Source organism: Natronosalvus rutilus, from assembly GCF_024204665.1.
Classification (GTDB): Archaea; Halobacteriota; Halobacteria; order Halobacteriales; family Natrialbaceae; genus Natronosalvus; species Natronosalvus rutilus.
In genome coordinates, this window is the sequence record NZ_CP100355.1 from 1,733,003 (window position 1) to 1,744,526 (window position 11,524).

Genomic DNA, 11,524 nt, shown 5'->3' on the forward strand with positions numbered 1-11,524 from the left:
CCTCTCTACGCACACGACGTGGACTGTTTTTCGATTCTCGTCTTCCCCGTCGATAGGCCAGGGCGAAGGGATTGCTCGATTCTCCCTGTTTTAACGGAGTTCACCCCACGTGCCCATGAGGTCACCGTCGACGTAGCGGCGCTGCTCGAACCCTAAGGCATTACAGATCAGCGTGTGACCCATGAACGAGAGGGTGTAGTCGGCCATGCCGAACGGGTGGAGTTCCCGCTGGTTCGCCGGCGGCAAGAGCGAGCCGATAACGTTGATCTCGGCGGAACCCGCCGAGAGGGTCCCCGCTCCGACCTCGCCAGGGACGTATATCTGTTCCCAGTTCCCGTCTTCGTCCTGTTCCCAGTCCGTCTCCTGGCCGAGTTCTCCAGCAACAGTGCCACCGGCGGCCTCGAAGGCAGCAGTATCGACGGTCCAGGCGGGCGAATCGTCGCCCGTCGTATACCCGAGCTGTGACACTTTCCAGATTTCCTGTTGAATGGGCCTGACGTCCGTCAACAGCGCGTGCTCGAGGTCCCGACTTCCGAGGTTCGGGATGTCCATCGTCTCGTAGGCGATGTCGTCTGCATCGAGTTCCGCGGCGTCGCCGACCTCGAGTTCGGCGAGGAGGTTCAGCCCCGAGTCGGTGAGCACGAGGTCACCCCCGGCTTCGACGAACGCCTCGATAGCCGACACGTACCGCGGGTCGTCGATCCCATCGTCGTGTGAGACGACGAGGTTGTCGTAGCGTCGCTTTCCGGAGTCTCCCAGCATCAACCGGCCGATGCGGACGTCGTGGACCCGGAGCCCATCGATTGCTCCTTCGTCGAGGTAGGGGTGGAGGTCCTCGAAGAACTGCATCGGATTGACAACGTACTCTCGCTGGGAGTAGCCCAGCGTCTCCTCGGGATTGGGATATTCGTCCTCGGTCTCGAGGAGGACGAATTCGACGTCGATGTCGACGTCGACGTCACCAGTGTACTCGATCGACCAGTCACCACTGTCCGGACTGGGCACGTAGAACGCCCCTTCGTCGCCGGAGTCGGACGCTGCAAGGTCGATCGCACGGACGGTCTTCCCTGCGGGATTGACGAGTCTGACGACGCCGTCGCCGACGTCGTGAGCGTCGAATTGTGCCGCCAGCGACGCTGTAGTGCTGTCCGACGCAACGCTCGCGCTGGCGCCAGGGCCTGGCTGGACGGTGTCGTGGCGGCGTTTGACCTTGCTCGCGCGAGACTGCCCATTGCCGCCGCCCTGTCCGGGGGCCTCGTCCGTGAACGGGAGGTCAGCCGAACGTCGCGTCAACGATTCTGAACTGACGTAGGCGGTGTCCTGCCCGCCGGTAGCCACGACCGCCTCGGTTTCCGCAGCCGTCATCTCGGCGTACTCGCGCATGGAGAGGCGATAGGCCATTCCCAGGTGACGCTCCATGTACGGCTTGAAGTCGTAACCATCCCGGAGGACCAGTTCGGGGGCAACGGTGACTGCACCGAGGCCGCCGAACTCCTCTGGTTGACCCGCCCAGCCGAGCAGGCCGCCGGTGATCTGGTAGCCCAGCGAGTCGTAGATCGTCCCGTAGTCGAGCAGCCGTTCGGGGACGTAGCCCTCGACGCCGTGGATATCCTTGCCGGCGCGCTTCGTATCGTCGGCGATGGCCTCGGGGCCGCCCCAGAAGTCAACCATCGCGTCGCCGATACGGATGTTCACCTCGTCGAGGTTGTGCGTCCCTGCCTGCTCGTACGGGGCGTTGGACTCGAGGTTCAACACCATCGAGTCCGACGTGTCCATCATGTGGTAATCACAGAGGTACTCGACGTTGTCGTACCCCCGGAAGTGCTCGACGACCGCGAGCGCGTCCGGCACCATGTCTTCGTAGCCCCGACCCTGCGGGTCGTCGGGCCGAACGTCGGGCGTCCCGTCGGGCTCGGCTGGCCAGTACCCGGGGTTGACCCACCCCATCGTCGGATACTGCCGGTTCGTGTCCTGGACGGCCGCGTTACCACGCTTGTAACGGAACCGCTCGTTCCCACCCCAGTACGTCTCGTACTCGTACTGGGGATTGCGAACGGTCCAGCCGTCGGGATTGGTGAAGACGAAGACGAGAGCGATGTCGTCAAGGACGTCCTCGAAGTCGTCGGCCTCACCCTTCGCGGCCTCCTCGATGATCCGCGTGGCGGCTACCCGGCCCGCAGGTTCGTCGCCGTGGATGGCGAGTGAGAACACGGCCTTGTCCTTCTCCTGGAAGGACGCCTTGTCCTGGATGTCCTTCGTGACCTCGGCGACGGAGACGTCCTTCGGGTCCACCGCTCCTGTCCGCATGTTCTCGAAGCCCGGACTCTGGCCGATGGAGTGAAAGCGCAGGCGGTCTGCGTACTCGTCTGCCAGGTGCTCGAGTCCCTCGGCGAGTTCGGCATGGGAGACGTAGTCCCGGGCACGCTCGATTTCAGGAAAGACGCGCTCGGCATACGCGTCACCCAGCTTCCAGAAGGGGTTCGCGCCTGGCGAGAAGTCGACGAGTTCGACGTCGGCGACCTCCAGTGCGTGCTCGAGTTCGTCGGCCGTGAGGTAGGCGTGGCCTGCCGGGGTGGGTTCTTCGCGGATGACCGCCTTCTCGGGATACGAGTCGTCCTCGATGTCCCAGTCAGGGTCGCCAAACCCGTCGTAGAACGCGTGGGCATCGTCGACGCTCGCGAACTCGAGGACGAGCGTCGCCTCGTAGTCTTCGGGGGTGGCGTTGACGACGTATTCGGCGACGTCTGTCAGCGAATCGTCTGAAACCTCGGCCGATACGGCGCTCGGCAGGATTAGTGCAGCACCCGTCGCTGCGGCAACGCTCAAGAACGTACGGCGGCCGATTGGGCCGTCAGTGAAGGCATCGTCGTCCAGTTCCGCTGCATCCTGGTGAGTATACCGCTTCGGCGTGTCGCTCGAGGGGGTTCGGTCGGGCGAGTGTTGATCGTTACGCATAGGTGGGTGATGTGGCAATGTGCCACATTCTCACGGATCACACAACTTCGTATAATCGTTATGGATTCTCCTAGAACAAAACCAATGACTAGACGGTATCTGTTGTAACGTGTCTGAATACGAACGTTACATTCCAGAACGCTCAAAGTTATTTGTACTCGAGTGCGGAAGCCCTGAACGCTAACGTCTCGACAGGTTATCTGTGTGCGGGCTGTCTGGGTTCTGGGATAACACCAAGGCTCACATACGCAGGAAACCATCGGTTTCGGGTGTGTCGGATACTTCCCACCCCTGGAGGTGAGCGTCCTCCTTCTATGTGAACGGCTTCCGCCTCGTCGACGATCCACTCGAGTAGTCCGCTCCTCGGTGAGTGCACACACTGGACGCTATTGTCGTTTGACCAGGGGACCCGGGAAAGCACCCGCAGGTTCCTCACCGAACACTTCCAGATACGTCTGTTCGAAGACCTCGTTGATCGTTACCAGAAGACCATTTTCATCACAACAGAACTCGTCGACGGCTCTTTCGAGCTGTTCGAAGTACGAACCCGTCAGATTGTGTGGGTCGAGCCGGTAGTTCTTCACGACGAGTGCTGACGCACTCCCGAGTCGGCGTTCGTCTACGCCTATCGTCTCGAGTGACTCGTGTAGTCTCTCTTCGTACTCGATCGTACATTTTTCGGCGAACACGTCGTTGAACGACTGTCCATCGTAGCGTTTCTCCGTATGCACGTTCCTCGCTGGAGGGAGTCGAAGCCTGAACGTGAGTCGTCGATTCCGGAGGGACTCGGTGGTCGGTGAGTGTCGGAAGTAGAGTTTGATGGTACTCGACCTGCCGAGGGGATTTTGATCCCAATACGCCGGGAGGATGCCCTGCCACTTCGGGTTGCTGGATGGCGATGCTTTCCAGCCAGACTCGTCGAAATGGTATTTCTCGATAATCTCGCTCTCCCAGCTGTTCTTCAGGTAGGTACTCACATTCTCGAAATCACTCTCGAATTGACTGTTCGCCTTCTCAACCTGTCGAATCAGCCTGTCGTGTTCGAAGTACAGGTTGAGACGTTCGTTGAGTTCGTCTTCGTCTATTTCTGAGTCCATGCCCTCTGTCTCCTTTAGCGATCGAATGAAGTCTGTGAATTGAATAACGCTCCGATTGGGATACTCGAAGAGGGAATCTCGAATCTCGACTTCGAATCTCTCGACGAGACCTGCCCAGTCGATACCGTCGAATTTGCCGGTCCTGTCGGTGGGACCGTCAGCAACTGCCCGTTTCAGATACACGTACTTTGCGTCATCAAGTCGATCGACGGTTACTGTACCCGTGTCGAACCAGCTGAGGTTCCACTCGTCCGCCTCGGCGTACGTCGTTGTCTGTCGATCCCCTTCATCAGCCCCGACCTTCAATTCAAGGAACACCGCCCACCGTGGGTGGTCGGCCAGCGCGTTCCCGCCGCATATGACCAGGTCGATTCGCCTCTCTGAACCATCGTCCGCGATCCTGACCTCGTCACCAATCTCGATATGCTGTGCAGTGAGATTGAATTCCTGCAAGCCGACACAGTATAGAAACGTCTCGAGTAGCGAGTACCCGAAACCGTGGGGTTTCTGCGGATTCAGGAAGTACTCGAGTGTGTACTGGTACTGTCTCTCCCTCGACCCCGGAAGTATCGAAAAGATCCCCTTGTGGCTGTTGAATTCCCCGATCGACCTCCATGTACTTCTGTATGAACTCTTCCAGTTCATCAGCCTCGAAGTCAACGGTATCACTGCTCATGATCGAATTCCGTGTCGTTCCTCTCAGGCTTACTTACCGGTAGAGCGACTTATCTTATTCCCCTGAACGTGTTGCAGAGTACCTGTTGACACACGAACAACAGAGTGAAAATCACCACTTCTGACTATATGATTCTGGTTTACCAGTTTCGCTGTGTCAGTTGGCCACGACTACAGTACCGGCCGCGTGACCTGGCCTCCCCCGTCAGATTCAAACCGAACGCTCCTGACTCAGCAAGCCTCGGTTAGTGGGAAGCCTCGTGGTATATGGCGAGGAGAGGGGGTCACCCGTCGTACGCTCCTGCTGAACTACCTCGATCGGTTATCGAGACTCAGCACGATCAGGGCGCGTGTATCAGGACTCCTCGACGTACTGGTGAACGTCGAAGTCGTTCGGGCGGTTGGGACTCACACCGTGAAGCAGGGGTTCGAAATCGCCACTCTCGTTCGGATTTTCTAGGACGTCCTCCATCATCGCGTCTTCGACGTCGTGTAGCGGATGTGTCGAGGCACGTCGAGCGTCGATGAGCTGGTCCATCGAGTCCGCCTCGAGATACCAGACGAAGTAGTCGCCATCCGCAGCGTGCTCGATGAACAACGATATCGTGTGGAGGCTCTCCGCTGACCAGATGTCCTGGACGCCCTGGCTGTCGGCTTCGGCTTCCTCGTCCATCCTCGCCATCCACTCGCGGAGGCGTTCGGCTTTGCCGGGGCGAATCTTCTGTTTTCGGATGAAGATTTCAGCCATCAGGGACAACTTTGGTCGGCGAGATGATAGTTTTTCTGGGCGAGACGTACTCTCGAGATTCGATGCGGCCGCTCGACTAAATATCTCTCGCCCGAGAATTTCGACGGGACCGCTCGTGTCTGTATCCGTATTCGTTACCGGTACCGCTCGAGCTAAACGAGACGAGAGAAACCGACTTACGCGAGCGTCTCGCCGAGCGCCTCGAGCGCCGCCTCGCGAACGGCTTCGCGTTCGCCAGAGAGGAACTCGATGTAGCCGTCACGCCCGCCGACGACGGTGATGCCAGCATCGGGGACGGTGGTCTCGAGTGTCGAACCGAGTTCGCGGACGTCGACGTCGTCGTCCGAGCGCACGTAGAGTTCGTCCTCGCCGACGCCGAGGGTGATCGACTCCTCGCCGCGTCGGTGGAGTTCGTCGAGTAACAGCGTCGTCGTCGGGAAGTCGAAGCGGTGGATGAACGCCGCGGTGTCGATCACGGCGACCGAACGGCCGTCGACGTCGCGAACCTCGAGGTTCTCCCGGGCCGTCTCGAGTTCCGTTTCGAGTTTGGCGCGGAACTGAGCGGCGACGTGCGCCGCGAGGTCGCCGTCGCCGGCGCCGTCGAACAGCAAGTCGGCGACGAGTTCGCGCTTGTCCTTGTAGGACTGGTAGTACGCCTCGAGGGCGACGGCCTCCCGTCGCTCTGTGCAGGCCTCGGCGTCGTAGCCGGCGTTTTCCGCCAGGTCGGCATAGGCTTCCGGAACATCGTCCCAGAAGCTCACGGCGGGCAGGTGCTCCAGGTCGGCACGCACGTCGTCGTTGACGTGGGCGGCGACGTTCGCCGCGAGCGTGCTCGTGGTGATTGCCGAGAGGTCGTTACTGGCGTCTACGTCGGCGAGCGACGGCGAGACGACGACGTTTACGGCGTCGGCAACCGCCGCGTCGGCGCGACTGTCGTCGATCACGAGTCGGTCGGCGCCGTAGATGTCGAGCAGTTCGTAGCCGTCCAGCGAGTCGGTCGTTCCGCCGGCGTCGACGAGCACGATCAGCGGCAACTGCTCGCCGTGGCGGTCGCGGGCCTCGAGCATCGAGGTCACGTCGCCCGTGGCGGCGTCCATGTCGTAGACGTGGCCGTCGAGCGGTCGGCGCTCGACGTAGTGGTAGACGGCGTCGTCGCGGGTGTGTTTCTCCTCGATCAGCGGCAGGATGGCGCGCTCGAGGGCGGCGCCGGCGACGTAGCCATCGGCGGTCGCGCTGTGGCGCACGACGATGGGTCGTGCCTCGACGACCGCACGGCGGATGGCCGTTGCGGCGTCAACGATCTCGTCCTCGACCGTCTCGACGACCGGGTCGTCGACGAGCGGAGCGACGATGGTCGGGCGCGCCTGCTGGTCGATGGCGTCTTCGAGGCGCTCGGTGATGGTCTCGCGGTCCTCGCCCTCGAGGACCTCGAGAGTCTCCGTTTCGATCTGGAGGTCGCCGTAGTGGCGCTCGACCTCGCCCTCGAGGGTGACGACGTCGCCGATCTCGACGGCGGGGTAGGCGCGAACGCCGGCCTCTTCGAAGGCAGCAGACTCGACGGTGCCGGTCTCGTCGCTGAGTTCGAAGACCGTCGGGCCGCTGGTCTGGCGGACGCCCGTGATCTCGCCTTCGAGTCGGACGATGGAGCCAACTTGATTCTCGATCGCGTCGATCGTGGTCCGGTTGAGCGGGGTCGAGGGCGTCGCTTCCTCGGTCGCGGTCGCTGCGTGGGCGCTCGAGCCCGAACTCGAAGTCGAGTCCGAACTCGAACTCGAAGCGGAACTCGATTTCGAGTCCGAACCGTGACCAGCATCGTCGCTCGAGGTCGAGGTCGATGCAGCGGCAGATGCCGGTGTCGATTGCTCGTCGGCGCTCGACGTCGTCTCGGTGGCGACGTCGGCAGTACCGCTCGGTTGCGTCTCGTTCGATTCGTCAGAAGACTCGCCACCGTCGTCGGCTCGTTCGTCCGGCAGGACGTCGCCGTCGGGGGTCTGGATGACCTTCCCGCGGAACTCGCGGTCGTCCTGGCGGATCGACCAGCCGAGGTCGATGTTGCCGTTGTCTCTGACGTCCAATACTTGTACGTAGACCGGATCGCCGGGTTCGAGATCGAGACTCTCGAGGCGACGATCCAGCTCGCTTCGGTGGAGCAAACCCGTGACGTGGTCTCCGATGTCGACGAAGAGACCGAAGTCAGCGTAGCCGTCGACCGAACCCCGGTAGTACCGGGAGGTGACGAGCTCCGACGCGGAGGTGCCTTCGAATTCGAAGGCGACGTCCTCCTCGTGGAACTCGCACACGTGGTCTTCGACGGGTTTGCCACAGATGATACAGGTACCCATCTACTTCACACAAGTAGGTTCGTCCTAAAACGGTTGTCGAAATCCACTCGCGTCGTGACGGCACGGTTCGTTCGCCGAAATCGATAGCCGTGGGCGCGATCACCCCTCGAAGACCGGTGATTCCGCCTCGAGCGCCTCGAGGTCGTCGGCGATCGCACGAGCCTCCTCGGGGAAGAGCGCGGCCTGGAGTTCGTTCCCGTCGTCGTCCTCGAAGACGAGTTTGACGCGCTTATCGCCAAACTCGCGGGCCTCCGCGCTGGAGACGTCGAACAGCTTCGCGGTCGCCGACTTGTTCGTCGGGCCGACGTTCTTCACCGAGCCGTCTTTGAGCTCGATCATGAAGTCCTCGAGCGAGAGGGTGAGCATACGCTGTATCCTCGTGGCGACCGCTGTAAAGATTGATGATTGACGGTGTGTGGTACTCGTTCGGCCCACGTCCGGGACTCGACCGTCCATCGACAGTAGGCCAATAAAAGACACGGCATCGCCGTGTGTCGCTCCCGGTTCGCGCGAACCGGCAGTCCCCGTCTCCCTGATCGGTTTGACCGCGTGGTGTGTCAGCAATGCGGTCACCGACTATCGAGCACATCGCCACATAAACATTCGTGATCGTACGCATCCGCGGTTGACGAGCGGAGCCAACCGGCACACGGCCGCGCCCACCTTTATGCCGATAACGCGAGTAGGTCGACTCGCAATGGAGCTCACCTGGCACGGCCACTCGACGTGGCACGTCACCGTCGGCAGTACCGACCTGCTGATCGACCCGTTCTTCGACAACCCAAAGACGGACCTCGAGGCCGACGACCTTGAGACGCCGGACTACGTGTTGCTCACGCACGGCCACGCCGACCACATCGCTGACGCCGGCGCCTTTTCGGATGCCACACTCGTGGCGACCCCGGAACTCGTCTCCTACTGCCAGGACGAGTTTGGCTTCGAGGACGCCGTCGGCGGCATGGGCATGAACATCGGCGGGACCGTCGAGTGCGGCGACGCCTTCGTCACGATGCACCGCGCCGACCACACCAACGGCATCATGAGCGAGTACGACGTCGACGCCGGGATGCCCACCGGGTTCGTCGTCTCGAACACGAAGCCGACCCAGGTCGCAGACGAGGAGTCGACGACGTTCTACCACGCTGGCGACACCGGCCTCATGACCGAGATGCGGGAGGTCATCGGGCCGTATCTCGAGCCCGACGCCGCAGCGCTGCCCATCGGCGATCACTTCACGATGGGGCCGTGGCAGGCAGCCATCGCGGCCGACTGGCTCGACGTCGACTACGCGCTCCCGATGCACTACGATACGTTCCCGCCGATCGAGCAGGACCCCGATGACTTCGCTCGAGAGGTGAAAGCGACGGGGAGCAGTGCGGAGGTCGTCGCTCTCGAGGGCGACGAGACGTTCGACCTCTGAATCGGCCGTTCGACACCTCGAGGCGGACTCCGGTCGTTCCGTCCGAGAGAACAACGTTTACGCCGCGGGGGCACGATTGTCGACGTGCAATGACGAAAGAAGTCACCACTATCTCCGAGGAGGGGTTCAGTGCGACGAACGAGGTCCGCGACTTCAGCGTCGACATCGACGCCACCGGCGAGGAGGCCCCGGACACGCTCGAGAGCCTGCTCGCGGCCTACGGCTCCTGTTACGTCCCTGCCCTGCGCGTCGGCGGCCAGCAGCGCGGCGTCGAGGAACTGGGGAAAATCGAGATCGACGTCTCCGGTGACCTGAACGACGACGACAAACTCGAGTCGACGGCCTTCGACATTCGCGTCGAAGCCGACGTCGACGACGAGACGGGCCAGAAGATCCTCGACCGCGCGTTCGAACTCTGCAAGGTTCACGACGCGCTGAAGGACAGCCTCCACGCCGAGACGTCGTTCCAGGGCGACGCATTCTAAGCGCAACGACCACAGTTCGACGGTTCGACGTTTTCACGGCCCACTGGTGCTGTTTTTCGCCGTCCTGGAACGGGTCGTCGTCCCACCCAGGACGCAGTCGGTTCACGGCTATCGAGAACCCGTACTCGAGCCGATCAGAGCAGGGTCGATTCCGCGAGGTTCCCGACGACCGGGATTCGAGTGCGCTTGCCCTGGAACGCCGTGACGACCAGGTACAGCCAGACCAGGAAGAGCGCGAACCAGACGAACAGCGAGACGATCGAGAGTCCAGCCCCGACAAGCCACCCGATCAGGAAGACGTCGCCCAGGACGACCGAGACCGTCACCCCGACGATCGTCAGGCCGGCGTACAGGGCGATCACACCGACGCAGAGGGCGATGCTCTGGGCGGCGTGGAACCTGGCGAACTCGTTTTCGTCCTCGAGCAGGTAGACGAGTAATCCGCTGACGATGCCGAAGACGTACGACAGCGCCCCGAGGACGTTCTCGTCCGGTCCGAGGCTCGTCTCCTGGGTTCGTTCGTCGGCGATCGTCGTCTCCGCGACGTCCGTCACGTCAGGTGCGGGAGTGTCGTTTGACATGTGCGTACGTCCTACACCACGTCGACCCTGATATCCTCATCTCGTGAAATTTGTTCACGGTGTGACGCGCTTGAGCCGGTTCGACACCGGACCGCGGCCGACCGCAGGTAACTTACCCCATCGGCGTCCATCACGGAGTATGCAGATCAAGAGTCGCGAGCCCCTCGAGGGCGGGCGCGAGCGGGTGACGGTCGTCCCCGAGAGCGTCGACGACCTCTGGCATCTCCAGTACGTCCTCGAGCCGGGCGACCGCGTCGCCGGCGACACCACCCGGCGGATCCAGCGCGACGACGAGCAGATGCGCGACACGGGCGGCGAGCGCGAACACATGTGGGTCGCCATCGCCGTCGACGACATCGAGTTCCACAAGTTCGCCAACCGCCTCCGTGTCGGCGGCGAGATCGTCGCCTGTTCCCGTGAGGACCAGCTGGGCTTTCACCACACGCTGAACGTCGAGGCCCGCGACGAACTTTCGATCGACAAGCGGTTCAAACCCGACCAGAATGAGCGCCTCGAGGAGGCTGCCGAGGCCACGGAGAACCCCGACGTCGCCATCGCGACCGTCGAAGAGGGCGAGGCTCACGTCCACACGGTCGCCCAGTACGGGACCGAGGAACGAGCCTCGATCACGGGCCCAACGGGGAAAGGCGAGTACGCTCGCGACCGCTCGGAACTGTTCGCCGAACTCAGCACCATCCTCTCGCGGCTCGAGGTCGACGCGATCATCCTCGCGGGGCCCGGATTCACGAAACAGGACGCGCTGAAGCACCTCGAGCGCGAGCACCCCGACGTCGCCGAGTTGGTGACGATGGTCGACACCGCGGGCGTCGGCGACCGCGGGGTCCACGAGGTGCTCAAACGCGGCGCCGTCGCGGACGTCCAGGAGGAGACCCGGATCGAGTCGGAGGCCGCCTACATCGACGAACTCACGAAGCGGATCGCCGAGGGAGCGAAAGCGGCCTACGGCCCCGAGGCGGTCGCCCAGGCCGCCGAGTACGGGGCCATCGAGCGACTGCTCGTCCTGGACGAGAAGCTCCGCAAGGAACGCGGCCCCGAAGGCGACTGGGCGATAAACGTCGACGACGTCGTCCGGACGGCCGAGCAGAAAGGCGGCGACGTGACGGTCTTCTCGAGCGAGTTCCCGCCTGGGGAACAGCTCTCGAATCTCGGCGGTATCGCGGCGTTGTTGCGGTATCGACTCGAGTAAGCTGTCCTGGCCTC

The 11,524-nt window shown here is 62.4% G+C and carries 9 protein-coding genes; 3 read left to right on the forward strand and 6 right to left on the reverse strand.

Annotation, left to right across the window (positions count from 1 at the left end; all coding sequences use genetic code 11):
* Positions 1-90: 90 nt before the first annotated feature.
* The 5 genes from NGM29_RS08350 to NGM29_RS08370 form a co-directional block, all read right to left on the reverse strand.
* Positions 91-2,955: a M14 family zinc carboxypeptidase gene (locus tag NGM29_RS08350; protein WP_254160104.1), complete on the reverse strand. Its 2,865-nt coding sequence runs from the start codon at positions 2,953-2,955 to the stop codon at positions 91-93.
* Between the two features lie 386 nt (positions 2,956-3,341).
* Positions 3,342-4,697: a PDDEXK-like family protein gene (locus NGM29_RS08355; RefSeq protein ID WP_254160106.1), complete on the reverse strand. Its 1,356-nt coding sequence runs from the start codon at positions 4,695-4,697 to the stop codon at positions 3,342-3,344.
* Between the two features lie 385 nt (positions 4,698-5,082).
* Positions 5,083-5,475, reverse strand: a complete 393-nt coding sequence (locus NGM29_RS08360) for a DUF6176 family protein (protein WP_254160108.1) — start codon at positions 5,473-5,475, stop codon at positions 5,083-5,085.
* A gap of 176 nt (positions 5,476-5,651) precedes the next feature.
* Positions 5,652-7,817, reverse strand: a complete 2,166-nt coding sequence (locus NGM29_RS08365) for a DHH family phosphoesterase (RefSeq protein WP_254160109.1) — start codon at positions 7,815-7,817, stop codon at positions 5,652-5,654.
* 99 nt (positions 7,818-7,916) lie between these two features.
* Positions 7,917-8,183 (reverse strand): hypothetical protein, encoded by a 267-nt coding sequence (locus tag NGM29_RS08370; protein WP_254160110.1) that lies wholly within the window; start codon positions 8,181-8,183, stop codon positions 7,917-7,919.
* 331 nt (positions 8,184-8,514) lie between these two features.
* On the opposite strand from NGM29_RS08370, the gene NGM29_RS08375 reads away from it, so the two are divergent.
* Complete coding sequence (locus NGM29_RS08375; protein WP_254160112.1) at positions 8,515-9,237, forward strand: metal-dependent hydrolase; 723 nt, start codon at positions 8,515-8,517, stop codon at positions 9,235-9,237.
* 89 nt (positions 9,238-9,326) lie between these two features.
* Positions 9,327-9,722, forward strand: a complete 396-nt coding sequence (locus NGM29_RS08380; RefSeq protein WP_254160114.1) for an OsmC family protein — start codon at positions 9,327-9,329, stop codon at positions 9,720-9,722.
* A gap of 134 nt (positions 9,723-9,856) precedes the next feature.
* On the opposite strand, the gene NGM29_RS08385 is transcribed toward NGM29_RS08380, so the two are convergent.
* The gene (locus tag NGM29_RS08385; RefSeq protein WP_254160116.1) at positions 9,857-10,303 is read right to left on the reverse strand and encodes a DUF4870 domain-containing protein; all 447 of its coding nucleotides are present in this window, start codon (positions 10,301-10,303) and stop codon (positions 9,857-9,859) included.
* A 139-nt stretch (positions 10,304-10,442) separates the two neighbouring features.
* Between NGM29_RS08385 and NGM29_RS08390 the strand changes: the two genes are divergently transcribed.
* The gene (locus NGM29_RS08390) at positions 10,443-11,510 is read left to right on the forward strand and encodes an mRNA surveillance protein pelota (RefSeq protein ID WP_254160119.1); all 1,068 of its coding nucleotides are present in this window, start codon (positions 10,443-10,445) and stop codon (positions 11,508-11,510) included.
* Positions 11,511-11,524: the final 14 nt, after the last annotated feature.